The organism is Streptomyces sp. NBC_00038 (genome assembly GCF_026343635.1).
Lineage (GTDB): Bacteria > Actinomycetota > Actinomycetes > Streptomycetales > Streptomycetaceae > Streptomyces.
Map to the genome: position 1 here is coordinate 7,189,303 of NZ_JAPELQ010000001.1, position 24,125 is coordinate 7,213,427.

The 24,125-nt window shown below is 66.1% G+C and carries 27 protein-coding genes, 1 tRNA gene and 1 pseudogene; 25 read left to right on the forward strand and 4 right to left on the reverse strand.

Annotated features, from left to right (window positions below; all coding sequences use genetic code 11):
- Positions 1–37 precede the first annotated feature (37 nt).
- From OG219_RS32665 to OG219_RS32675, 3 genes are read left to right on the forward strand one after another with little or no spacing between them, the layout of a single operon-like run.
- A complete protein-coding gene (locus tag OG219_RS32665; protein WP_266832588.1) occupies positions 38–1,408 on the forward strand; it encodes a replication initiator in 1,371 nt (456 codons plus the stop codon).
- The gene (locus OG219_RS32670; protein WP_266832590.1) at positions 1,398–1,601 is read left to right on the forward strand and encodes an AlpA family transcriptional regulator; all 204 of its coding nucleotides are present in this window, start codon (positions 1,398–1,400) and stop codon (positions 1,599–1,601) included. Before OG219_RS32665 ends, OG219_RS32670 begins: the two co-directional genes overlap by 11 nt.
- Positions 1,598–2,986 carry a tyrosine-type recombinase/integrase gene (locus tag OG219_RS32675; RefSeq protein ID WP_266832592.1) on the forward strand — a complete coding sequence of 463 codons (1,389 nt, stop codon included), beginning with the start codon at positions 1,598–1,600 and terminating at the stop codon, positions 2,984–2,986. Before OG219_RS32670 ends, OG219_RS32675 begins: the two co-directional genes overlap by 4 nt.
- Positions 2,987–3,536: 550 nt before the next feature.
- Here the strand turns inward: OG219_RS32675 and OG219_RS32680 are convergent.
- Positions 3,537–4,208: a DUF6313 family protein gene (locus tag OG219_RS32680; RefSeq protein ID WP_266832594.1), complete on the reverse strand. Its 672-nt coding sequence runs from the start codon at positions 4,206–4,208 to the stop codon at positions 3,537–3,539.
- 900 nt (positions 4,209–5,108) lie between these two features.
- On the opposite strand from OG219_RS32680, the gene OG219_RS48185 reads away from it, so the two are divergent.
- From OG219_RS48185 to OG219_RS32705, 5 genes are all read left to right on the forward strand, one after another.
- Positions 5,109–5,495 carry a hypothetical protein gene (locus OG219_RS48185; protein ID WP_323183314.1) on the forward strand — a complete coding sequence of 129 codons (387 nt, stop codon included), beginning with the start codon at positions 5,109–5,111 and terminating at the stop codon, positions 5,493–5,495.
- A gap of 201 nt (positions 5,496–5,696) precedes the next feature.
- Positions 5,697–6,500, forward strand: a complete 804-nt coding sequence (locus tag OG219_RS32690; RefSeq protein ID WP_266832598.1) for a TIGR04255 family protein — start codon at positions 5,697–5,699, stop codon at positions 6,498–6,500.
- Positions 6,501–6,947, forward strand: coding sequence for a hypothetical protein (locus OG219_RS32695; protein ID WP_266832600.1), 447 nt, complete (start codon positions 6,501–6,503; stop codon positions 6,945–6,947).
- 650 nt (positions 6,948–7,597) lie between these two features.
- Positions 7,598–7,807 carry a hypothetical protein gene (locus OG219_RS32700; RefSeq protein WP_266832602.1) on the forward strand — a complete coding sequence of 70 codons (210 nt, stop codon included), beginning with the start codon at positions 7,598–7,600 and terminating at the stop codon, positions 7,805–7,807.
- 1,976 nt (positions 7,808–9,783) lie between these two features.
- The gene (locus tag OG219_RS32705; protein WP_266832604.1) at positions 9,784–10,344 is read left to right on the forward strand and encodes an HD domain-containing protein; all 561 of its coding nucleotides are present in this window, start codon (positions 9,784–9,786) and stop codon (positions 10,342–10,344) included.
- Here OG219_RS32705 and OG219_RS32710 read toward each other — a convergent pair.
- Positions 10,332–10,802: an NUDIX hydrolase gene (locus OG219_RS32710; RefSeq protein WP_266832606.1), complete on the reverse strand. Its 471-nt coding sequence runs from the start codon at positions 10,800–10,802 to the stop codon at positions 10,332–10,334. The genes OG219_RS32705 and OG219_RS32710 overlap by 13 nt on opposite strands.
- Positions 10,803–10,843: 41 nt before the next feature.
- Positions 10,844–11,575, reverse strand: a complete 732-nt coding sequence (locus OG219_RS32715; protein ID WP_266832607.1) for an XRE family transcriptional regulator — start codon at positions 11,573–11,575, stop codon at positions 10,844–10,846.
- 161 nt (positions 11,576–11,736) lie between these two features.
- On the opposite strand from OG219_RS32715, the gene OG219_RS32720 reads away from it, so the two are divergent.
- From OG219_RS32720 to OG219_RS32780, 13 genes and pseudogenes are all read left to right on the forward strand, one after another.
- Positions 11,737–12,093, forward strand: a complete 357-nt coding sequence (locus tag OG219_RS32720; protein WP_266832609.1) for a hypothetical protein — start codon at positions 11,737–11,739, stop codon at positions 12,091–12,093.
- Between the two features lie 2 nt (positions 12,094–12,095).
- Positions 12,096–13,442, forward strand: a complete 1,347-nt coding sequence (locus tag OG219_RS32725) for an FtsK/SpoIIIE domain-containing protein (protein WP_266836310.1) — start codon at positions 12,096–12,098, stop codon at positions 13,440–13,442.
- Between the two features lie 81 nt (positions 13,443–13,523).
- Positions 13,524–13,742 (forward strand): hypothetical protein, encoded by a 219-nt coding sequence (locus OG219_RS32730; RefSeq protein ID WP_266832611.1) that lies wholly within the window; start codon positions 13,524–13,526, stop codon positions 13,740–13,742.
- A gap of 5 nt (positions 13,743–13,747) precedes the next feature.
- Positions 13,748–13,930: a hypothetical protein gene (locus OG219_RS32735; RefSeq protein WP_266836311.1), complete on the forward strand. Its 183-nt coding sequence runs from the start codon at positions 13,748–13,750 to the stop codon at positions 13,928–13,930.
- A gap of 75 nt (positions 13,931–14,005) precedes the next feature.
- Positions 14,006–14,680, forward strand: coding sequence for a DUF2637 domain-containing protein (locus OG219_RS32740; RefSeq protein WP_266832613.1), 675 nt, complete (start codon positions 14,006–14,008; stop codon positions 14,678–14,680).
- Positions 14,681–14,699: 19 nt separating this feature from the next.
- The gene (locus OG219_RS32745; protein WP_266832615.1) at positions 14,700–14,891 is read left to right on the forward strand and encodes a mobile element transfer protein; all 192 of its coding nucleotides are present in this window, start codon (positions 14,700–14,702) and stop codon (positions 14,889–14,891) included.
- A gap of 17 nt (positions 14,892–14,908) precedes the next feature.
- Positions 14,909–15,064, forward strand: a complete 156-nt coding sequence (locus tag OG219_RS32750; protein WP_266832617.1) for a hypothetical protein — start codon at positions 14,909–14,911, stop codon at positions 15,062–15,064.
- A gap of 24 nt (positions 15,065–15,088) precedes the next feature.
- Positions 15,089–15,394, forward strand: coding sequence for a hypothetical protein (locus OG219_RS32755; protein ID WP_266832619.1), 306 nt, complete (start codon positions 15,089–15,091; stop codon positions 15,392–15,394).
- A 91-nt stretch (positions 15,395–15,485) separates the two neighbouring features.
- Complete coding sequence (locus OG219_RS32760; protein ID WP_266832621.1) at positions 15,486–15,683, forward strand: hypothetical protein; 198 nt, start codon at positions 15,486–15,488, stop codon at positions 15,681–15,683.
- Positions 15,680–15,928, forward strand: a complete 249-nt coding sequence (locus OG219_RS32765; RefSeq protein ID WP_266832623.1) for a hypothetical protein — start codon at positions 15,680–15,682, stop codon at positions 15,926–15,928. Before OG219_RS32760 ends, OG219_RS32765 begins: the two co-directional genes overlap by 4 nt.
- Positions 15,925–17,316 (forward strand): replication initiator protein RepSA, encoded by a 1,392-nt coding sequence (repSA, locus tag OG219_RS32770; RefSeq protein ID WP_266832625.1) that lies wholly within the window; start codon positions 15,925–15,927, stop codon positions 17,314–17,316. The genes OG219_RS32765 and repSA overlap by 4 nt, the downstream gene beginning before the upstream one ends.
- Before the next feature lie 11 nt (positions 17,317–17,327).
- Complete coding sequence (locus OG219_RS32775) at positions 17,328–17,501, forward strand: AlpA family transcriptional regulator (protein WP_266836312.1); 174 nt, start codon at positions 17,328–17,330, stop codon at positions 17,499–17,501.
- Positions 17,498–18,870: pseudogene (locus OG219_RS32780) on the forward strand (tyrosine-type recombinase/integrase). The gene OG219_RS32775 and the pseudogene OG219_RS32780 overlap by 4 nt, the downstream one beginning before the upstream one ends.
- 235 nt (positions 18,871–19,105) lie before the next feature.
- Here the strand turns inward: OG219_RS32780 and OG219_RS32785 are convergent.
- A tRNA-Arg gene (locus OG219_RS32785) sits at positions 19,106–19,177 on the reverse strand.
- A 145-nt stretch (positions 19,178–19,322) separates the two neighbouring features.
- Between OG219_RS32785 and OG219_RS32790 the strand changes: the two genes are divergently transcribed.
- The 4 genes from OG219_RS32790 (at position 19,323) to OG219_RS32805 (ending at position 24,122) form a co-directional block, all read left to right on the forward strand.
- On the forward strand, positions 19,323–19,928 hold the full coding sequence (locus tag OG219_RS32790) for a response regulator (RefSeq protein WP_266836313.1): 606 nt from the start codon (positions 19,323–19,325) through the stop codon (positions 19,926–19,928).
- Between the two features lie 315 nt (positions 19,929–20,243).
- Entirely contained in the window at positions 20,244–21,212 is a 969-nt protein-coding gene (nrtL, locus tag OG219_RS32795; protein WP_266832627.1) for an ArgS-related anticodon-binding protein NrtL, read from the forward strand.
- Between the two features lie 78 nt (positions 21,213–21,290).
- Positions 21,291–22,682, forward strand: a complete 1,392-nt coding sequence (gene lysA / locus OG219_RS32800; RefSeq protein ID WP_266832629.1) for a diaminopimelate decarboxylase — start codon at positions 21,291–21,293, stop codon at positions 22,680–22,682.
- A 141-nt stretch (positions 22,683–22,823) separates the two neighbouring features.
- A complete protein-coding gene (locus tag OG219_RS32805; protein ID WP_266836314.1) occupies positions 22,824–24,122 on the forward strand; it encodes a homoserine dehydrogenase in 1,299 nt (432 codons plus the stop codon).
- The last annotated feature ends 3 nt before the right edge of the window (positions 24,123–24,125 follow it).

Below are 24,125 nucleotides of genomic sequence, written 5' to 3' on the forward strand. Positions count from 1 at the left end.
CGGTCATGTCGCAGGCGTTCGGCGGCGGTGGTCGTCCATGACGTCGCCTCCTGCCACCTTGCCGAAGGCAGTCTCCGCGCTGATCGACCGGGCCGCAGAACCGGAGTTCGCGGCCTGGCGGCGTCAGATCGTCCGCCTTGGCGGCTGCACGAACCCGATTCACCTCGTCGGCACCGCGACGGTCCTCGACGCGTCGACCGGGGAGGCTCTGTTTTCGTACGGCTCGGACGTCTACGGCGGTCGCCTGCTCACCGCATGCGGCAACCGCAGGGCAACGGTCTGCCCGACCTGCGCCCGCGTGTATCAGGCGGACACTTACCAACTGATCCGTGCCGGACTCATCGGCGGCAAGAACGTGGGAGAGAAGGTCGGCGAGCACCCTCGGGTGTTCGCCACCCTCACCGCTCCCGGCTTCGGCCCAGTTCACACCCGCCGCGAGCGCGACGGTCGCGTACGGGCCTGCCGACCCCGAAAGTCGGGGAATGCCTGTCCGCACGGCTCGCCGGCCGGGTGCCACTCACGCCACGCGGACGACGACCCGCGGCTCGGCGAACCGCTCTGCCCTCACTGCTACGACTACGCCGGAGCCGTGCTCTGGCAAGCACACTCAGGCCGACTCTGGCACCGCTTCGCTCTGGAGCTGCGCCGCGAGATCGGCCGGAGAGTCGGGCTCTCGCGAAGCGAGTTCGCCGAGACGGTTCGGTTGTCGTACGCCAAAGTCGCCGAGTACCAGCGGCGCGGACTGGTCCACTTCCACGCCGTCATCCGCCTCGACGGACCGGAGGGGCCGAACTCGACTCCACCAGGTTGGGCGACGACTGCTCTGCTCTCGGATGTTGTACGCGGCGCAGTCGAGAGGGTTCGGCTCTCCGCTCCCGGCCGGGAGGTCATCGGGGCGCGTGCGCTGCGGTTCGGCGAGCAGGTTGACGTACGTCCTATCTCCGCCTTCGGAACGGGAGAACGGCTGACCTCAGCGGCCGTAGCCGGTTACATCGCCAAGTACGCGACGAAGGGAGCCGAGTCCGCCGGCGCGGTGGACGGCCGTATTCACGGGGCGCGGGATCTGGTCATGTTGCCCGTACGTGCCCACGTGCTCCGCATGATCGGTACGTGCTGGTGGCTGGGTGGCCTGGCCGACTTCGAACCGCTCGGCCTGCGGCGTTGGGCGCACATGCTCGGCTACGGCGGCCATTTCTCCACCAAGTCACGCCGCTACTCCACCACCCTGACCGCACTTCGTCAGGCCCGTACGGAGCACCGCGCGGAGGAGCAGCGAACGGCTCTTGGCATCGGCGCGCGGTCAACCGTCGCGGTCGGCCAGTGGCGCTACGCAGGGCGCGGCTACTCGCCGGAGGCGGCGCTCCTGGCTGCCTCCGTGCGGGAGGGCGGTGGTCGTCATGGCACGTGAGAAGGCGGCCGAACTGCTCACGGTGCGGCAGGTTCTCGAAGAGCTGGGCGGGATCTCCCGGCGCACCTTCTACCGCTGGCGGGAACTGCGCCTCGCGCCGGCCTGCATCCGTCTGCCGAATGGTGAGTTACGGGTCCGGCGTGACGTGCTCAACGACTGGTTGGCGGAGCGAGCGGAGGGGGCCGCCTCGTGAAGTCGTACAAGGTCGTCATCTGGAAGCTCAGCATCAACCGCTCCGCGAAGAAACCGACGTACCTCGTCCGATGGTCCGTGGACGGCGAACCCTTCCACGAATCGCACAAGACGAAGGCGTTGGCCGACCGCTTCCGCGCGAAGCTGCTGCGGGCGGCGGACAAGGGCGAGCCGTTCGACACTGTGACGGGTCTGCCGGATTCGCTGCGCGCTGGCAAAGTGGCCCTGTCGTTCCTGGAGTTGGCGCTCAAGTACATCGATGCCCGGTGGGCGGAGGCGTCGGCGAAGCAGCGGGACAGTGTGACCGACTCGCTGGCGACGGTCCTGCCCGCGCTGGTCAAGCCGGGACGCGGGCGCCCCACGCCCGAGATCCTGCGGCGGGCGCTGCGTTCGTACGTGCTGCCTCCGCCTCGGCGGGAGCGGGAGCGGCCCGAGGAGATCGCCTCGGCGGTGCGCTGGATTGAGAAGGTGTCGCTGCCGGTGGCCGAGTTGCATGAGATCGCTCGGGTTCATGAGCTGATCGACGCGCTCGGCCGGAAGCTGGACGGCAAGCCTGCGGCTACGCAGACCTACAGGCGACGGCGGGCTGTCGTCTTCAACTCCCTTGAGTTTGCTGTGGAGTTGGAGGCGCTTCCTTCCAATCCCCTCGGCCGGGTGCGGCGCAAGCGGGGAAAGCGACCCGTCCAAGAGGTTGACCGCCGGGTGGTGGTCAACCCGCGGCAGGCACGGGAGCTGCTGGTGGCTGTGACGTACGTCGGTGGCTATGAGCGGGCGAGCGGTCGGCGGCTGCGGGCGTTCTTCGGATGCCTGTACTACGCGGCCATGCGCCCCGGTGAGGCGCTGGGCCTACGTCGTTCGGACTGCACACTTCCCGCGAAAGGCTGGGGGCGTATCGAGCTGACCGAGACGCGTCCGGCCGCGGGCAAGGCGTGGACCGACTCGGGCGAGGCGCACGACCGGCGGGGCCTGAAGCAACGTGCGGCGGGTGAGGTACGCATCGTGCCGATTCCGCCTCCGCTGGTGCTGCTGCTCCGTGAGCACCTGAAGGAGTTCGGCACGGCGAAGGACGGCCGGCTCTTCGCGAGCGAGCGGGGCAACGTCGTGGCCGCGTCGTCGTACTCGCGCGTGTGGAAGCAGACGCGCGAGTTGGCGCTCGTACCGGGACAGGTCTCCTCAGTGCTGGTCTTCCGGCCGTACGACCTTCGGCATGCGGGCGTCTCGCAGTGGCTCAACTCCGGTGTGCCCGCTCCGGAGGTGGCGGCTCGCGCTGGCCACTCGGTGGATGTCCTGCTGAAGATCTACGCGAAGTGCATCGATGGCCAGGAGCAGGAGATGAACGACCGGATCCTGAAGGGGCTAGGAGGGGAGGGCAACCCCGAAAGCTGAATGCGGCCCACACGCCACTTACACGCACGGAGAAGCCCCGGAGTGATCCGGGGCTTCTGGCCGTGTCGGAGGTGTGTCGGAAAGCTACGCCGAAGGCGTCGAGAAACGGTCGGTGAACCCTGAGTTCTCCCGAGCGCTGGAGGCCGCCATGCTGCCTCAGTTCCCGGCATGGCTCCGGCGCCGCAATGTCTACGTGGGTGGCATCGTGGGGTCGCCGGGCTCGGGCGGCCGAGCCCGGCGGTTGAGGTCCACCATGTCGTCTGTGTGTGCCCATGTCCGATACTGAGCGACAGATTCGACGTTGCTATCCCACCCACGCACAAACTGCTCCGGATCTGCTGCCGGAAAGTCGCGGGGTTCAGCTCGAGCAGCGTCGAAAAGGTCGACAAGCATCCGGCGACTCAAACTGTCGTCAAGATGGTCGGCAGCATTCTCCGACCCCCAGAGGAGCACCGCCTCCGCGGCCCGGGTGAGGCCGTCTGTGCTTGCAGTAGGCATCGCCAGTGCCAGGGAAGCCCTGACGATCTCCAGCGCGTCTTCTCCAGGCATGTCAGCGCCTCCTCTCGCAGACAAGGCACTGACCAGTCAGGGCCGCGAACCGAAGGGCCATCTTCGCTGTGTTCTGGGCCTGTCGCAGACATTCGTGTCTGTCCAGGAGGGCGTACTGCTCCGTTGACATGACGTACTTGACGAAAAGTTCCCAGTGATCTTGCGCCCGGTCCCAGTCGTTGCGATGGGCGATGCGTACCCAGGCGTCAACGAAGCCCTGTTGTGCGTGCGTCCCATGAAAGTATGGCCGGAGATCTTCGATGAGCCTTGGAGGCGACAGTCGCTGGGCCAAGCGCCGTTGTGTAAAGGCGGCGTTGCTGGCCACTGCCTTTGAACGATCGATTCGCTTCGCGATCACATGGCCAGCGATGCCACCAATGATGGCGGGGACGAGGAGCCAGCCAATGACCGATGCGATCCACAGAAGGACATGATGGGGAGGGCTCAATAGGGCGAAGGCGTGGTAGACCTCGCTAGGGCTTTCAGCGCGTGCGGCAAAGACGTATAGGACCCCCACCAGGGTGCCGATAGGGAGTCCGACGTCGAGGACCCATTGGCTGACACCCTTCAGCGCCTTGGTCGAGCGCCAAGTACGCCGTAGTCGTCTGGCTAGTGGCGTGCGCGCGGATGGCAGCTTTAAGTGACCCGGGATCGGGACGGGCCCAACGGGCAAGGCTCCCCCTGTGTGCCAGCGTGCACCCCGTGGTGGCGCGCATTCTCTAGGGTGCAGATTCTGCCGTAGGTTGTGGGCGAGTCGGCAAGCGCAGTCGTCAACTTGGGACGGAACCGTGTCCTCGCTCAGTCATCCCTTGGCAGTGCACTCGCAGACTGTAGGCAGGTGCCGCCCTGGCTTGAGTAGGTTGACCTGCCGGAAGGCTCGCCAAGATCATTACGTCACCATTACGTGATCACTGACAAACGGCTGCTTTCGGCGGCATCCGACTGCACAAACGCCAAGACCCCGTCCTCAGCTAAAGCGCTGATGGCGGGGTCTCTGGGCACCTCATACAGGGTGCCCCCGGCAGGATTCGAACCTGCGCACACGGCTCCGGAGGCCCCTTCGCCTAGTGGGGATCGTGCTGGTCAGCAGCTCTATCGAGTCAAGTTGCCTCTGATCTGTCCACAGATAGTCCAGAAGCCAGCAATCCCTACAGTGCCGCTCACCAGCTTTGACGCGGCGTGGGCAGGCGTCCTCAGCAGTTGAGGTTGATGGCGCAACTTCGGCGTTGTCGAAGGCACGCGCCGGGAGCGCCTGCCGTGCGCCCTTGTGGGGAGCCTAACTGTGCGTCACCGTCAGAGATTGGCAGTTGCCTCTGACGGTGCCGTGAGTACGAGGGGGAACGAGATGGGGGACCTGAGCGCAAGCTCCTTATGGTCGCAGAGCGTCTTCGGCGAGTTGGCTGTGCCACTGTCGAAGCTGATCCCAGAGTGCATCGGTAGGGCCCATGAGCGGGCTCGGGACGGCCACCGGGGCGTAGGTACGCAGACCCTGGAAGCGTACGGACACGGTCTTCACGCTTCGCAGTACGAGGAGCTGGCAGCGGGGCTCGCTGATCTTCCAGGCGTCACAGCGGTGCGTCTGCAAGCGCGCACGGTGATGGTTGTCGCCGGACAGGTGCTCTACCCGATTCGCTACGCCAAACGGGACGTGCCGGTCACCGTGGCTCGACTCCGTCGTGCAGTCGGCCTCCGAGCTGATCTGATTCGGCGTCACGGCCCCGAACCCATGCAGGGGGAGTTGGATCTCGGGCTTGAGGAGCTGCAAGAGCAGGAGTTCCACAAGGACCTGGGACAGCTCGACCCAGATGCCGGTCTGGTACTTCTGGCCTACGCGTGCGCTATGGGTACCGGGGTCATGCGCCTGGAGTGGGGGGACGCAGAGTTGCGCCGCGGTGACCGCCACCTGCTTTGGCATCACCATGAGCCGCTGGACCTTCCGGACGCTCGGCGGTCGGCTTAGCACGTGCCTCTGTGCCCAAGGCTTGGAGCAGGCGCTTGGCTGGTGGTGTGGTCCGAGTACACAGCCATTGACGCTGGCGGGCGTCAACGCGTCACTCTAAGTGGTGACCCCACAGTCCATCGCGACAGAGGGCCGCCTGTCCTCTCGTACGGTTGTCGGCACTGTGGCACTCTCAGGTTGGGGACTACCAAGGGAGACGGCATGACGGACGAGAGCCTCAGCAGCGCGCGCCCGCCTGTCAACGAGGTCGTGCTGTCAGTGGCGATGCAGCCTCAACCGGCCCTGCTGGGCCCGGGCATTCCGGCGATCTTGGGGGATTTTTTCGAAGAACACCGAGAAATTAAGGTCGCGCCACCGTATAGGATTTCACCGGAGCCGCCTGAACATTTTGCTGCGCCTTCTAATTTTACTGCGGAGATTCAATTTAATCCCAGCGTTGAACCTCGTTATTGGTTGCATTCGGGGGATCAGTCAGAGGTAATCCAAGTTCAGCCGGACTATCTTGCACTTAACTGGCGGCGTGGAGAAGGGGAGCGCGAATATGTGCACTACGAGACGCTGCGTGAAAAATTTGTAGCGATTCTCGAAACTGCACGACAGGGCCTTCTCCGGTCTGGTGGTTCACTCCTTCCAGAGCGAGCGGAGTTGACCTACGTCAACATTATTGCTCCAAATGCGGTCTGGGCTAGTCTTGCTGAGGTGCACAAGCTCTTCAACGTCAACGTTGAAAAGTTTGGTGAGTATGAGCAAATGAGTGTTCTGGTTTCAAGTCTAATTATGGGAGTGGACAGGCCGATTGGAAGGATGCACATCTCCTTGAAGCCTGCGCATGACTGGGTCAAAGCGGAGCCTCAGATTCACCTAGCCATCACTCTTCGCAGCTTCACTTTCGATGAATCTACGATTGAGGCGGCTCTCGCCTTTCTTGATCAAGCGCATGAACACGCGAATGCGAAGTTCAGAGACTTGGCCACTCCGGCCGCTCTTGAAGCCTGGGGGATCTAAATGAGTACTGCAATTGAGCTCACGGGGGCGCAGTACATCAGCGAGCCGTCAACCCTCGCTGGTGCGACCAGGCATGTCAGTCGGACCGCTTCGTACAGCAGCACGCTTCTCCATCAGAAGGCAGAAAATGGGTGGGCAAGGCCGCTGATGTCAGAGGTGGTCGATCGGGCCCTAGGAGACCCGAAAATTTCCCCAATCGCGGCACGCAAATGTGTGGCATGGATCAGGAGAATCCCCGTCGGTGTGCCTGTGCCGTTCTTTGCGGTCGGAGAAGATGGAAGTTTGGGGCTGGAGTGGGACAAGAACGGAAGTACCCTTTTTCTTTTGTTCAATCAAGGTGAGGCTGAAGCCTACTTTGAGGGTGCCAACGGGGACGAATGGGAAAGCGACCCCGATGTAGCTATAGATAAGCTCCTTCAGGCTCTGCGTGTGATTTCCGGCATGTAGGCGGCCGTCATGAGCAATTCGCTCGACTGTGATGGCGAAACAATCTGCGACAATTGCATGGTTATCCGAATGGTCCGCCCTGACATGATTAAGTCCGATGGGGAGGGGCTGCGTCCGGGTTCGCAAGCGATGTCCGACAGTTCGGACGGTAGTGGGATGTCTGTCTTTCTTCGGTGTGACGCCGTAAGGAGTGGAAGGGATCCGGGCGAACTGGCAGGGGTGTCACATTTTTCAGATCACGAGCCCTGTTGGTGGACGGCTGGTCAATTGCGTGAACTGGGTCAGGAGATCGAACGAGATCCAGTCGACTACTTTCCTGGGCACTCCCTGGTGCGCGATACTAAAGGCTCCCGGGGAGCCAAAGCTAGGACTCGCCTCGCTAAATCTGCCCAATGGCTAGTACCTGGAGATGATTAGCGCGTGGTCGGTGGATTCTCGATGGGCGAGTCGACCCCGAGCGATCTTTGAAAACCGTCGTGGCGCGAGACGGCCCCTGACCAGGCGAAATCGGCAAGTGGCGGTTGCATGCGTGTCGTCTGTACCTGCTGTACCCCGGGGTTCCCCGCTCGATCGGGCACGGCCTCCTGCTGAGTTGGGGTCGTCAGCAAACCTATTGTGGGCGAGGCGCTGATCGGCTTCGATTGCCGACCATGACCGATGGTGCCGCAGTCGATGTTGCAGACGACCAGATCCTCGCCAAGCAGATCATCCGAGGCCTCAAGGTGCTCCATGAGCACCTCGGCTGTTCGCTCCATGAATCCCTAGACGTATTTGCTGCCCGGTACGAGGTGCTGCGGGTAGAGCGTCCGGACGACTTCGTGTGCAGTCATGACGAGTACTGGGTCGGCTTCTACTCCTGAGGATGCGCTGGCCGCTGAGCGACTTGCAGTGACCACCTCGATGCGAACTACGGGCACGGAGGTCGCTGAGGTCTCCCGACCTGGTCACGGGGGTGATAGCGGCTCGGAATGGTCATCTGCGGTCACCATGGTTGCTGTACTTCTGTGCTGTACACAGGCCAGTGCAGGGCGTCTCGCATCAGAGCCTGAGACCAAGGCTCAACGATTCGCGCATGACGACACGGAGTCGGTGGAACGCGTCGTCATATGGGATATGGATGGCCTGCCAGTCTGGAGATTCGTCAGCTACAACGACGTTGGTCGTGGCTAAGGTCAACCATTCCACTCGGTCAACGTACGAGTTGAACACAGTGACCAACAGGCGCATCCCCAGCGCATTGGTGGCCTGGGCGGCTCTGACGAGGTCGGCGGAGTCTCACTGACCGAGTCCAAGCCTCATCCTTATCAGGTCGATCTTGAGGGGCCGCTGCTGCTGCGAGCCCCGGGCTACGCGGCATCGAGACGGGTCGCTTATGTCCGCCTCGATCCGCGATCATTCGCCGCTGTTGGTGTCAGCCACTGATGTCAGCGGACGCGGTGCCCCTCGACAGATCGACGATGGTCAGCCGCAGCATGTCGATCACGAGTCCGAGTCCGCAGAACCTCCTTCGCTTTGCTGGCTGCGGTTCGCGCGCCAAGTGATTACCGCTCGTCGGATCATGAACAGAACGACGGCCGTCACAGCGGAACCGGCAGTGTTGACCGAGAGGTCGTAGATAAAGCCCTGCATGTGCTCTCCGTAGGCAGCTCAAAGCTACCCACCGGATGAGCGGGCTTCGGCGAACGCCGACCATTCTTCGGTCGACTGGAAGGTAACCCCGTCCTCGCACAGGGGCCACGACGACAGCGCAGCTAGATCATGGTAGCAGGGAGATGTCAAATTCATCGTTTCCTGCCTCCGCTACCGCCTCTAGCAGGAGCCACCATTTGTCGGACTTGATCTGTGGATTGCGTCCGCACCTGGGGCAAATGAACATGTACGACTCGCGTCCAACCGATGATCGTGGTTCCGCATCAGCCGCAGGGGGCGCGAAGTGCTCAAGCGCGTAGTTCATGCCTCGATCGCTTAGGTGCAGCCGAGCCGTCGTCAGCCGGATCCGACGGTGTTGAGCACGGTCCGTGCAGACGATCGCCACGAAGATGCGTTTCTCGTTGTCCTCAGGCACACGTCTACGGTATGTCGTGCCCACGAGGTCGGTGGAGAGAGTTTGAGGTCTGGTGATCTGGGGGGCGAGAGCATGAAAGGGGGCAATTACACTTGATCCAATGGAGAGGGTCATTGATCCTCACCGTGCGAAGCAGGCACTCGGCCCCCTTTCTTGCTCTCGGAGGGGTCCCGCAGGTCGGCAGACCTTAAAGTCTCGGAGCCGACCAACCCAGCCACGGGGCAACAACCACGGGAGCGGGAGAGTCCGCACCGCACCGCCACCACGATCCGGTCTCAATCGGTAACACAAAGCGTCGGTGACCTGCTGTGCGGCAATCCCCCTTGGTCCACCTATCCCAGTGCTGTATTTAGGCTGCTGCTGGTGGCGACGGGCGGACGGCGACACGCAGCCGGTGGCGCAGACATAGAGGCAGCGGGGCGCCGGCCGACCGGCGCCGCCGCGCGTGCGCGGCCCTCGATCAATGATCGACCTGACCTGTCAGGCAGTGCGGGAGCTGGTGAGGCTTCTGGGGTCAGCCTGCACATGCGAGGAAACAGGTACTGAAGTGTTCCCCCTACAGAGGTCGGATCGTGGTGGCGGTGCGGTGCGGACTCTCCCGCGTGCCCGCGGGATGCTGCCCCCTGGTTGAGGTGGCTGGCGCTCGCGGCTGGAAGTCAGCCGCGAGCGGAGCGAGCCTTGATGATGTAGGGAAATTCTGACCGCGCCATGATCCGGAGCGGCTGATCCCGGGCTGTCGGCGAGTCTGCTCGGTCGGCTACCGTGCGGTTCATGGCATCTGCATTGGACACGCCTCAGGGAGCGGCTGAACTGGCCGAGTCACTGTTGCCCCCGCTGGGGAACCGCTGGCTGCACACTCAGGCTGTGGCGGAGCATGCGCGCGAGGCTTCAGCGGCCGTGTCCGAAGAGGACCGGGATCTACTTGTCGCGGCTGCCTGGCTGCATGACATCGGCTACGCCCCGGAGCTGCGGGACACCGGATTTCATCCCCTCGACGGTGCGCGCTACCTGGAGACGCTCGGCGCACCGTCGCGTCTCGTGCGGCTGGTCGCTCACCACTCCGGGGCCGTGTATGAGGCCGAACAACGCGGGCTTACTGCCGAGTTGGCCGTGTACGAGCGGGAGGACTCCCCGGTCTTGGATGCTCTGATCTATGCCGACATGACGACTGGCCCCGCTGGGCAGGCCTTCGAGTTCGACCGCCGCATTGATGAGATCTTGGACCGGTACGAGGTCGGCAGCGAAGTGCACACCGCGATCAGTAAGGCGCGGCCCTACCTTGGGACAGCCATTGAGCGGACGCTTGCCCGCCTCGGTGATCAGCCGATGTAGGGCTCCGGCCGGCTGGCCAAGCCGTGATCGATCCGCATCCGCATGGACGGATGGATGTTCAGCTCGTCCAACCTGCTCGGGTCGACGAACGCCACTTCTTTGCTCTCGCTGCTGGTCCGTAGCTCGCCGCCGACGATGCGCGCCGTGAAGCAGATCGAGAACTGTTGGCGTACCTCGCCGTCGTCGTACGCCAAGACGTGCGCCGGGTTGGTGTAGATGCCGACCAAGCCCGTCACCTCGACGTCGAACCCGGTCTCTTCCTTCGTCTCCCGCACAGCGGCACTGGGAGCCGACTCGCCGAGGTCGACTCCGCCTCCGGGTAGTGCCCACAGGTTGTTGTCAGTCTTGTGGATCAACAGGATTTCCCCGGCCTCGTTCAGCGCAACGGCGGTGACCGAGGGGACGATGCTGTTCGCCTTCGGGGCATTCGGATCATTGAAGTAGTCGACGCGGGCCATGCATCAAGCGTCGCATGTCCGGTCGCTGCTCGACCTGTTGCCTACGTGAGTCGTCCGCGCTCCCACGCGTAGTCGAAGCTGCGCATGTAGTGCCGGAAAGTCCGGGCGCCCGGGATATACCGGAAGTGCAGAACCGGGTTCTGTCCCGCCGGCGCTCCGAGTACGTGCGGGTTCACCAAAACGTCGTCGTCGAACCGGTAGATCGAGTTGTACAAGATCGTGTCGTGCAACCTGATCTCAACGCCGGGTGTTTTCATCGCCGGTTCGAGGTAGCGCCGTGTGATCCGGGCGCGTGCGGCCAAGTCGTCGCCGATACCTTCCTCATCGCCTCGCTGCCGCACCATCTCGGAGGCCGGGTCGCCGATCAGGATGCGTATCTGGGCGCCGGCTTTCGCCTTCTCGGACAACTGGTCAGGAAGATCCGGGTTGCTGTCGAAGAGGAACAGACCCGCGTATACGAGGATGTCGACCTGATCCGTCGCCGTCTCGATCAGCGATGACCACAGCGATGCCGGGACCGCGCCCCGGTGCGGGTAGTACGTGATCAGCTCGGATGTGCTCGCCGTCTCGGCCTGCTTCTCGACGGTGGGCCAGAGGTAGACCTCATCGACGCCAAGGAAGCTTGCTGCCTTCCAGCGGTGGCCCCGGTGCGGAGTGCGGTTGGTCGTGATCCAGCGCTCCACACTCTTCGGGTCGATGCCGACGTGCTGAGCAACGGACTGGATCGTCTCGCCCTTCGCTGAAATCGCCGCGCGCAGACGCTCGTTCGCCATGACGTGCCCTCTCCTGGGACGTATCAGGGACGTTTTGACGATACATCAGACGTCCCCAAACGTCCATACGGACCGTGATGCGTCCAGTACCTCTCGCGGTCTCCTGATCTCACCGCCGAAACGGTGGCTCTCAACTCCCCGCAAGATCAGGAGACAAGACGATGCGTCAGATCCCCGTCGACACGAACGGCGCGACCCTGATGGTCGCCCAGCCCCCGCAGGTCAAAATGCGGGACAAGAAGAACGGCGTGATCGCCACCGACTTGGACACGGGCAACACGCTGGTCACGGTGGACGTGCTGTTCGTGATGAACGGCAACGCCGAGGTCGTGACGATCACGGTCGCCGAGGCGGACGTCTCCGGTGAGCTGGTCATGGGTACCCCGGTCGCGCTGACCGGTCTGGTCGCCCGTCCGTGGGAGAACGAGTTCAACGGCCAGAAGCGGCACGGCATCGCCTTCCGCGCGGTCGCCGTGACCTCGCTCGCCGCCGGCGTCTCGAAGCCCAAGGCGGCCTGATGATGACGTGGTTAACGATCGCCGTTGCGGTCGTGGTCGGGCTGGCGCTGCTGCTGCGGTGGCGCCGCCCGGCCTGGTACTGGCTGACCTTCGGCATTGCCCTCGCGGCCCTGCGGATCCGCTTGCGCTACGCCACGGTCATGGACGCCTGCCACCTCACCGTGCCGGCCTCCCGCCTGCGGCTGACGCTGGCCCGCTGGTTGAAGAAGCCGACTCCGCAGCAGCGCATCCCGCGGCTGCTGTGGCTCAAGCCCACACGGACCGGTGTCCGGCTGCGGATCAAGATGCGCCCGGGTCAGGACGCGTTCGAGTTCTCCGCCGCGGCCGACCGGCTGCGTCACTCCTTTGCCGTCCATCAGGTCACCTCGCGCGAGGTGAAGCCGGGCGTTGTCGAGATCACCCTGACCGGCTACGACGTCCTCAAGCACGTGCAGATGCCCGCCAGGACCGACCGCGGACACCTGAAGATCCCCGTGGCGCTGGTGGAGGACGGCTCGGTCCACTACCGGGACTACCGGGAGGTGCCGCACTCGGTCACGGTCGGCGCCACCCAGTCCGGCAAGTCCGTCTTGCAGCGCACTGTGATCAAAGAACTCGCCTCGCAACCCGTCGCCCTGGTGGGCATCGACTGCAAGAAGATCGAACTCGGCCCGTTCATGCGCCGCTTCTCCGCGCTCGCCGACAACCCTGCCGACGCCGCCGACCTCCTCGAAGCTCTCGTGTCCCGCATGGAAGGCACGTACGACGTGATCCGGCGGGAGCAGCGGATCAGCGCCGCCATCCCGGATGCGGAGATCGCCGCGAACATCTGGGACCTGCCCGAAGCTCTGCGCCCGGTGCCGATCGTGGTCACGATCGACGAGATCGCCGAACTCGCCATGAGCACCAAACGGAACGACCCGCGCCGCGACCGGATCATCACCGCCCTGATTCGCCTCGCTCAACTGGGCCGCGCCGGCGGCATCTTCCTCGACATCTACGGGCAGCGCTTCGGCTCCGAACTCGGCGACGGAATCACCATGCTGCGCGCCCAGTTGACCGGCCGCACCGTGCACCGCGTCAACGACGAAGCCACCGCCAAGATGGCCTTCGGCGACATCTCCCCGCACGCCGTGTTCGCTGCCACCCAGATCCCCAACACGCGCCGCGGGATGGCTGTGGTCGGCTACTCGACCGGCGAGTGGGTCCGCATTCGTACTCCGCATACCTCGATGCGGCAGGCCGTGTCCGCCTGCAACCGGCATGCCCATCTGACCCCGGATCTGCCGGAACTGGCCCGCTTCAAGCCGGTCGACGATGTCGCGTCCCTCGCGGCGGCTGCCGCGGCTGTGGTGGCCAAAGCCGCCTGATCCCTCCCCGCTCCATCGGCCGGCGTGACCGCCTCGCGCCCTGTCCCTACCCGCCCCATGCCCGAAGCCAGGAGGACATCGATGTGCAACGAACAGTGGTCCGAGTTCGACCCCATCGAGCGAGACGACGCCAACCGGCTCGGTTACCTCTTCGAGGGGCTGCAAAATCACCTGCACTTCCACCCGGTGATCGACGACTTCATCGCGGTCCTGGGCAGCGCTCTGGACGCCGAGTTCATTCACCGCGCGTGGGGCACCTACCCGCCCCAGGGCCACGGCTACCCCCGGCTGGAGCCGTGACCGCCGTGGCCGCGCGCAAGACCACCACCCGCCGCACGGCCGCCGTGCCGGAGCCCGCGAAGTGCGAGCCGTGCAAGGGCACCGGAGAGATCCCCCGCACCGTCCGTGCTGGCCGCAAACAGCGCGTCGTCGGTCAGCAGACCGGCATCTGCCTCGCCTGCCTCGGCACTGGCGAAGCCACCGACTGAACCCCGTCCGGGGCTGGGCGGCCGGACATCGTTCCCCGCTCCGCCCCGGCCCAACTCCCTGAAGGAGGTGAAGACATGAAGCGCTCGATCCGCCCGGACGCCGTACTCGTGCAAGCCGTGATCGCTGGTGCTCTTTCCTTCGCCCACCTGCATGACCTGGCAGCCGCGGCCGGACAGGACGGCTGGAAGGCCTGGGCCTACCCTGTCTCGGTCGACCTGCTCCTGGTCGCCGCGTGGCGTCGGCTGCGCAGTGACGGGCCGTCGCGGCTGGCGTGGTCCTGGTTCCTGATCGCCCTGGTCGCCTCGCTCGGCGCCAACGTCGCTACCGCTGGCTTCCTCGACCTCGAGCACCCCCCGGCCTGGCTGCGGTTCGGCGTCGCCGGCTGGCCCGCGCTCGCCTTCCTCGGCGGCACCCTCCTCGCCCACTCGAAGTCGGATGAGGGCGGTGCATCGGCTTCGCCGGCGCCCACAGCCACCGTGCCCATGCCCGACGTCGAGCGTGCGCCCGCCGTCGCCCCTGTCCCCGTCTCCCAGCCGGAAACCGCCGCGCTTCCTGCTGCTGAGGACGTTCCGGCTCTGCCCGCTGCCGAGCCGGCTCCGCAGGTTCCGGCCGCGCTGGTTGCTCACGCCCGCAAGGTCGCCGACGACTACCAGACCCGCACCGGATCCCGGATCGACACCGACACCCTCCGCGCCCGTCTCGGCGTTCCCGCCGCGATGGCGGACGCGATCGCCGCCCAACTCACCTGAACCGAAAGGACAACCGCCCATGAGCCTCTACCAGATCTACCGAGAACTCCGCCGCGTCGGACAGGTCACCGTCGGCACCGCCAACGGACGCCGCGGCGAGATGAAGTACGTCGCCGTCTGCGCCGCTGAGGACTGCGGTTGGTCGGTCGAGTACGACGACGTCACCCCCGCCATGCTCGCCGCCCAGGGCCACCGCTGCCCGGTCCGCTGACCAGGAAGGAAGCCTCGATGTCCGTGCCGCTGTGGTTCTTCATCGCCTGCGTCGGTCTGGTCGGTATCAAGCTCGTCCGCCCGCCGATGTGGCTCGTCCTGGTCCTGCTGATCGGTGGCTACCTCCTCGCCGACAGCTTCCTCGCCCCCGCGATCGACTCCGCCACCAAGTAACTCGCCCTGGAAGGGAGAACCACCGTGATCCGCCCCGACCAACAACTCCGCGCCGGCCACATCCCGGCCGACCTGCTCCCCCCGGGCAGCGACCCGCGCACGGTCGTCATCGTCCACACCACGCCCCGCTCATGGGTGGGTCCGGTGGTCGTGATCCTCGCCGCCACGGTCGGCCTGTGCGGCGTCGTCTACCTCACCACCATCGCCGTGCTCTCGCTGATCGAGGTCGCCGCGACAACGGCCGTAGCGGTCAAGGCCGCGATACCCACCCTGATCGGCGGCGGCGGACTCGTCACCCTCGCCGTGAAGGTGCCCAAGTCCCATAAGTGACCGGCCCCCGGAGCGGCCTCTACCGCCAAGTTTCGTCCGCTCCGGGCGCCGTGCTCCTGCCCGATCCACTGAACCGGAAGGAACCTCCATCATGACCGACCGCGCCCCTGCCCCGGCCCGGATCTGCCCGGACTGCGACGGACACGCTTCCGCCGCCGTCACCCTCGGCGGACGCGACCGGCACGGCCACCTGCGCACCATCACGGTCCACTGCAAGACCTGCGTGGGCACCGGCACCCTGCCCCTGCGCACCCGCCTGCACGCCGCGGTCTGGGGGGTGGCCGCGTGAAAACCATCACCGCCTCGGCCCACCTTGAGCCCGACACCGAGACCGTGATTCGCGTCTTCGATGGTGTCGACCACAACAGCCCTGCACCGTTCATCAGTCTCCGCATCGGCAACGGCGACGTGGACATCGTTCTCCTCGCCGACCCCAACGCCGCCCCTGCCCTGCGCACCCTGGCCATGGCCGCTGAGCAAGCCGCCACCGTGCTAGACGAGCTCGCCGCGCGCACCGCGGAGGGTGCCGCATGACCGACGCCGCGACCCTCGCGGGCCTCGCCCCGGCCACCCTCACGGACATGCTGAGGGTGGTCGGGACTCCGGGCTTCGACCGCTGGCAAGACCAGATCAAGCGCACCGGTGGCTGCTCCGACCCGATCCACCTGACCGGCTGGACCCTCACCAAAGACAAGACGACCGGTGAGACGCTGCACCGCTACAGCACCGAGCATGAGCCGGGCGGCCGGCTGCGGATCGCCTGCGGCAACCGGCGCGCTTCCCGCTGCCCGTCCTGCGCTTGGATGTACGCCGGCGACACCTACCACCTCATCCGCGCCGGCCTGGCAGGCGATGACCGCCACGACATCCCCGCCACCGTCCGCGAACACCCCCGCGTCTTCGCCACCTTCACCGCCCCCTCGTTCGGGGCCGTCCACAACCGGCCCACGCACGGTCGCTGCCGCTGCGGTGCCCGGCACACCGAAGGTGATCAGGCGCTGGGTACGGCGCTCGATCCGGCGTCATACGACTACGCGGCTGCGGTGCTGTTCAACAACCACGCCGGCGACCTGTGGCACCGCTTCGTCAAGCGGCTCCGCCGCGAGATCGCCGCACGCGCCGGCCTGACCCAACGCGAGCTCGCCGATACCTGTCGCCTGTCGTACGGCAAGGTCGCCGAATTCCAAAAGCGCGGCGCCGTCCACTTCCACGCCGTGATCCGCCTCGACGGACCCGACGGCCCTGATGATCCGCCGCCGTCATGGGCCACCGTCGACCTCCTCGACGCAGCGATCCGCGCCGCCGCGGTGCACCGCTACGCCACGGTCTCCGTACCCGCCGCGGGCGACGAGCCGGCGCGCACCTTCCAGTGGGGCACCCAGCTCGACATCCGCCCCGTCAGAGCCTTCGGCGACGGTACGGACATCACAGAGCAGGCGGTCGCCTCCTACGTCGCCAAGTACGCCACCAAAGCCGCTGAAACCACCGGCACTCTCGACCGGCCGATCGGCAACCGCGAGGCCCCCGTGCTCCTCGGCGTCCCTGACCACGCCCGCCGCCTCATCGACGCCTGCTTCGATCTTGAACCCCTCTACCCCGACCGGCGGTTACGCGCCTGGGCTCACATGCTCGGCTTCCGCGGTCACTTCTCCTCGAAGTCCCGCCGCTACTCGACCACGCTCGGCACCCTCCGTCAGACCCGCGCCGACTACCGGGCCGCCCAGGAACGCCAAACCCGCGGCCTCGACGACACCGAGCCGGACACCGTGCTCGTCCTCGCCTCCTGGCAATACGCCGGCCACGGCCACACCCCCGGAGAATCCGCCCTCGCCGCATCCATCGCCCGAGACCTCCAACTGAACCGCGAGACAGCACGCGAGGCCTTGCAGGACAGCCGAGCCTTGGACGGAGCGCCGGCGTGAAAGACGAGCTGATGACCGTTAAGGAAATCCTGGCTGAGCTCAAGGATGTTTCACGGCGGACTTTCTACCGCTGGCGTGAGTTGGGGCAGGCTCCCCGGGCTTTCAAGTTGCCCAATGGTGAACTGAGGGTGTGGCGCAGTGACTTCACGGCGTGGCTGAACAGCCGAGAGAGGGAGGCGGCATGAAGTCACTCGATGTGAAGGTCTGGGGCGTTCGGAAGAGGAACACCAAGAAGTCGTCCTATGACGTCAGATGGGCCGTTGTCGGGAAGGTGTTCTCAGAGTCGTTCCGCACCAAGGGGCTTGCGGACAATTACCGCTCCAAGCTGCTCCGTGCCACGCGTGACGGTGAAGAATTCGACGCCGTGAGCGGGCTGCCTGACTCGATGGCTGAGAAGGCTCCTTCCATGACGTGGTACTCCTTCGCGCTCAAGTACCTCGTGATGAAGTGGCCGCATGTTGCGCCCAACACGCGCGACGGGATCAACGAGTCGTTGACCGCTGTGACGGTGGTCCTTCTCGACGACCGCCCGGGACGGCCATCCGATGAACTACTGAGGAAGTCTCTCCGGAACTGGGCTTTGTGCTTCCTGGACCCGAAAACCGTGAGCTGCCGGTAGAGATTGCGAACACGCTGCACTGGGTGGCCAAGGCGTCGCGTTCCCTCTCGGACCTTGCGGATGCCTCGATCGGCCGTGCCGTTCTCGATTCGCTGAAACTCAAGCTCGACGGCACGGTGGCAGCAGCGGAGACCGTACAGCGTAAGCGGCGGACACTCGTCAACGCGCTGCACTACGCGGTGGATCTCGGAGAGTTTAAAGAGAATCCGATCACTTCAATCCGCTGGAAGAAGCCGAAGGTTGTCAAGGAAGTAGATCCGCGGGTAGTGGCCAACCCGGAACAGGCCCGAGCCATGCTGACCGCGGTCTCTTACATCGGCGGATATGGTCGGGCCCGCGGTCGTCGGCTAGTCGGCCTGTTCGCCTGCATGTACTACGGCGCGTTTCGTCCAGCCGAAGCTGTCGGGCTCACGGAGGCAGACCTGAAGCTGCCCGAAAAGGGCTGGGGGACGGCGCTCCTGAATCGGACTCGCCCAAGTGTGGGAAAGCGCTGGACCGACTCTGGCGAAACGCACGACGATCGCGGGCTCAAGAATCGGCCAGTGGAGGAGGTTCGGCCGGTCCCTATCCCGCCTCAGCTCGTTGCGATCCTGCGGGATCACCTCGACACGTTCGGCACTGCGGAGGACGGGCGCCTGTTTACCAACGAGCGTGGGGGAGTGGTCGGCTCGTCGACGTACTACCGCGTGTGGCAGGAGGCTCGTGTGCTGGCGCTCCCGCCGGCCGCGGTCGCCTCGCCGCTCGCGTCACGCCCGTACGACCTGCGGCACTCGGCGCTGTCTACATGGCTCAACTCTGGTGTTGACGCAACCGAGGTCGCCGAACGCGCGGGCAACAGCGTTGAGGTCCTGCTTAGCCGCTACGCGAAGTGCATCGACGGGCGGCAAGAGGTCGCCAACCGTAAGATCGAAGAGCTGTTGCGCGAGTACGAGTGACGACCGCGTATGAGTAGTGCGTGAGCCGCGTTAGGCTCCAGGCCCCTGGATTCCGTCCGGGGGCCTTCGTCGTTTCTGGGGGCTGACCAGGGACGATGCCCGCAAGATCCTGTCCACGAATAGTCCACGGACTCTGACATAGGGCCGCTCAGGGCTGCATATGGCTGCACAAACGCCAAGACCCCGTCCTCAGCTAAAGCGCTGATGGCGGGGTCTCTGGGCACCTCATACAGGGTGCCCCCGGCAGGATTCGAACCTGCGCACACGGCTCCGGAGGCCGTTGCTCTATCCCCTGAGCTACGGGGGCGTGTCGGGCGCTTTGTGCGGCGACGGGTAGAACCCTACCAGCTCTTTTGGGGGTGACGGGCATGGGTTTCGGTGGGGGTGGGGCGGGGTGTTGTCGGGGGAGTGGTGGGTTCCGGGCGGGGTGGAAGAAGGGGTGTCCGCAGGGGGTGGAAGTGGGGAAAACCCGGACGCGGTGGTGGGTGCGGACCTACTCTCAAGTTGTGCCAGGCGCGTCGGGTCGGGTGCTTGTTGTGGACGACAACAAGGTCATCCGGCAGCTGATCAGGGTCAATCTCGAGCTGGAGGGTCTCGAGGTCGTGACCGCGGCCGATGGTGCCGAATGTCTGGACGTGGTGCATCAGGTGCGGCCCGATGTGGTGACACTCGATGTGGTCATGCCTCGGTTGGACGGGTTGCGTACCGCCGCTCGGCTTCGGGCCGATCCGCGGACCCGGAATCTTCCCCTCGCCATCGTCAGTGCCTGCACTCAGTACGAGGTCGAGAGCGGGCTCGATGTGGGGGTCGACGCCTTCCTCGCCAAACCCTTCGAGCCCGCCGAACTCGTGCGGCTCGTACGACAGTTGATGGAGCGTCGGGGGAGCAGCGCAGGCGGCGGTGCCAGCAGTACCGGTGGTGTCAGTGGTACTGGTGGTGTCAGTGGTGCCGGCGTGGGTGGTGATGGGGGCGACGCCGACGCCGGGTCGTCGTTCCACGGTGCCTTCGGTGCCGAGGAGGCCGAGAGAGCCGAGCGGGCCGGACGTACCGGTCACTGACGGGCTTGCCATTGGCCGGCCTGCCCATCGCCAACGGGCCACGGACCGGCGTCCGTGCACACCAACGATTCGCCGACCGGCCGCCGACGTCCACACACCTCACCGACGAGGCGCCCCCCGCCATCGAATCCGCACCCGCCCCCGAGCGGTCACCGCCACCGAATCCGCCCCCGCCCCCCGAGCGGCCACCGCCACCCACCCACCGCAATCCCCGAACCCGCGCCTCCGCCACCCCGCCCCCCACCCCGTCCACATCCCGGACCCACCCCCAAACCGACTCGCCTACCCACCCCCCTCCTCCCCTAGGCTTGTCCCGTGACCCCCGTCGAGCTCTCCCGTACCGTGCTGCGCGCGGTGCGTCGTGCTGTGGATGAGGGGGAACTGAGCGTGGTGGTGCCAGCACGGGCCGTGGTGACGTCTCCCGGGCCCGGAGGGTGTGGGGACTACGCCACGAACATCGCGTTGCAGCTGGCGCGTCCGGCCGGGCGGGCGCCGCGGCAGGTTGCCGAGATCCTGCGGACGCACCTCAAGGGCGCGGACGGCATCACCGATGTCGCGATCACCGGACCCGGATTTCTGAACATCAGCCTCAGCCAGGAAGTCGCCCGGACGCTCGTCTCCGAGATCCGCCTACAAGCCAACCGGTACGGGCACGCCGACACCCTCACCAGGCAGGTCATCCCCCTCCGCGTCCCCCACGACACCCGTGCCGAAGTCGTCGCCGACACCCTCGTACGGATCATCGCCACCCAGGGCGGCCGTGCTGAGGTCCATCACGCCGAGCCCGTGAACCTCCGCCCTGTTCCGGCGCCGGAGGACCCGGCCCTCCTCGGTCCGGATGCCGCCCGCTGGGCGCTCCTCCACCTCGCACCCCATGACCGGCCCAGGATCACCGCGGACCATCTCGTCCAGCGTGAGAGCAATCCCCTCTTCCGCGTCCGGTACGCCCACGCCTGTACCCGGGCCCTCAGCCGCAACGCCGCCGCTCTCGGCTTCGACAGCGCCCCCGGCGACGTATCCGAAGCGCAGGACCTGCTCACCTCCCTCGCCGAGTACCCCCGCGTCCTCGGCGCCGCGGCGACCCACCGCGCCCCCGACCGGCTCGCCCGGCATCTCGTCACCATCGCCGACGCACTCCTCGACTTCCAGCACACCGTGTTGCCGCTCGGCGACGAGAAACCCTCGGCCGCCCACCGTGCCCGGCTCGCGCTCGCCGAAGCCGCCGGGACGGTGCTCGCCGGTGGCCTGTCCCTGCTCGGCATCAGTGCACCCGAAAACCTCTGACACAGCAGATGACACAACAGCAGATGACACATCTGACACATCTGGCACAACAGATGACACAGCAGAAAGCCCACAGACATGAGCCGTTCCGCACACCCCGCCGGGCCCCGTCACGCCGATGTTCTGACCGAGGGGCACTACACCGCCCCGCCCGCCGACCTCAACGCCCTCGACCCGAAGGTCTGGGCCCACACCGTCAGCCGTAACGAAGACGGGGTCGTCAGCGTCGGTGGCATCGATGTGGCCACGCTCGCCGAGGAGTTCGGCACCCCCGCGTACTTCATGGACGAGGCCGACTTCCGGGCGCGGGCGCGTTCCTGGCGTACCGCCTTCGGGCACGACGCCGATGTCTTCTACGCCGGGAAGGCGTTCCTGTCCCGGGCCGTCGTGCGCTGGCTGCACGAAGAGGGGCTCAATCTGGATGTCTGCTCCGGTGGTGAGCTCGCCACCGCGCTCTCCGCCGGTATGCCCGCCGACCGCATCGCCTTCCACGGCAACAACAAGTCCACCGAAGAGATCACCAAGGCCGTCGAGAGCGGTGTCGGACGTATCGTCCTCGACTCCTTCCAGGAGATCGTCCGGGTCGCCCACATCGCGCAGTCCCTCGGCAAGCGGCAGCGCGTGCAGATCCGGGTGACGGTGGGTGTGGAGGCGCACACCCACGAGTTCATCGCGACCGCGCACGAGGACCAGAAGTTCGGGATCGCGCTCGCCGACGGGCAGGCCGCGGAGGCCGTACGGCGGGCTCTGGCCCTCGACGGGCTCGAAGTCGTCGGGATCCACAGCCACATCGGGTCGCAGATCTTCGACATGGCCGGCTTCGAGGTCGCCGCCCGACGCGTGGTCGCGCTGCTCGCCGCCGTCCGTGACGAGCACGGTGTCGAGCTGCCGGAGATCGACCTCGGCGGCGGCCTCGGTATCGCGTACACCAGCGAGGACGACCCGCGCGAGCCGCACGAGATCGCCAAGGCGCTGAACGAGATCGTCACCCGTGAGTGCGAGGCCGCCAAGCTGCGGACGCCCCGGATCTCCGTGGAGCCCGGGCGCGCCATCGTGGGCCCGACCGCCTTCACTCTCTACGAGGTCGGCACCATCAAGCCGCTCGACGGGCTGCGGACGTACGTCTCCGTGGACGGAGGCATGTCCGACAACATCCGGACCGCTCTCTACGACGCCGAGTACAGCGTCGCCCTCGTTTCTCGTGCGAGTGACGCCGAGCCCATGCTCGTGCGCGTCGTCGGCAAGCACTGCGAGAGCGGCGACATTGTCGTACGCGATGCCTTCCTGCCCGCCGATCTCGCGCCCGGCGACCTCATCGCCGTACCCGCCACGGGCGCCTACTGCCGTTCCATGGCCAGCAATTACAACCACGCACTCCGCCCGCCGGTCGTCGCCGTGAACGACGGCGAGGCCCGGGTGATCGTCCGCCGGGAGACGGAGGAAGACCTGCTTCGCCTCGACATCGGCTGAGTGTCACCGGCGGAAGATCTCCGGTCTTCCACCCCGCTAAAAATGAAATAGCCGTCTCACGATCCGGACGAAGGGCAGAAACTCCCGTCCGGTGAGTGAGACTGGTCCAACCGTGACGGTAAGAGGAAACGAGGTCGGATGATGCGTACGCGTCCGCTGAAGGTGGCGCTGCTGGGCTGTGGGGTTGTCGGCTCAGAGGTGGCGCGCATCATGACGACGCACGCCGACGACCTCGCCGCCAGGATCGGGGCCCCGATCGAGCTGGCCGGCGTCGCCGTCCGCCGCCCCGCCAAGGTTCGCGAGGGCATCGACCCGGACCTCGTCACCACCGACGCCACCGCGCTCGTCAAACGCGGGGACATCGACGTCGTCGTCGAAGTCATCGGCGGTATCGAGCCCGCTCGTACGCTCATCACCACGGCCTTCGAGCACGGCGCCTCCGTCGTCTCCGCCAACAAGGCGCTCCTCGCGCAGGACGGCGCCGCGCTGCACGCCGCCGCACAGGAGCACAAGCGGGACCTCTACTACGAGGCCGCCGTCGCCGGTGCCATCCCGCTCATCCGGCCGCTGCGCGAGTCCCTCGCCGGCGACAAGATCAACCGCGTGATGGGCATCGTCAACGGCACCACCAACTTCATCCTGGACAAGATGGATTCGACGGGAGCTGGGTACCAGGAGGCCTTGGATGAGGCCACCGCACTTGGGTACGCCGAGGCCGACCCCACCGCCGACGTCGAGGGCTTCGACGCAGCCGCCAAGGCCGCGATCCTCGCCGGAATCTCCTTCCACACGCGCGTGCGCCTCGACGACGTGTACCGCGAGGGCATGACCGAGGTCACCGCCTCCGACTTCGCCTCGGCGAAGGCGATGGGCTGCACCATCAAGCTGCTCGCCATTTGCGAGCGGGCCGCGGACGGTGGGTCCGTCACCGCGCGCGTGCATCCCGCGATGATTCCGCTGAGCCATCCGCTCGCCTCCGTGCGCGGCGCGTACAACGCCGTCTTCGTGGAGTCGGACGCCGCCGGGCAGCTCATGTTCTACGGGCCGGGCGCCGGTGGCGCGCCCACCGCGTCCGCCGTGCTCGGCGACCTCGTGGCCGTCTGCCGCAACAAGCTCAGCGGCTCGACCGGGCCCGGCGACTCCGCGTACGCGCAGCTGCCCGTCTCGCCCATGGGCGAGGTCGTCACGCGCTACCACATCAGCCTCGACGTGGCCGACAAACCGGGTGTTCTCGCCCAGGTGGCCACCGTTTTCGCCGAGCACGGGGTGTCCATCGATACCGTGCGTCAGCAAGGCCGACAAGACGGAGGCGGCGATGCCTCCCTCGTCGTCGTCACCCATCGTGCGTCCGACGCGTCCCTCAACGGGACCGTCGAGGCGCTGCGCAGCCTCGACACCGTGCGGGGTGTCGCAAGCATCATGCGGGTTGAAGGAGAGTAACCA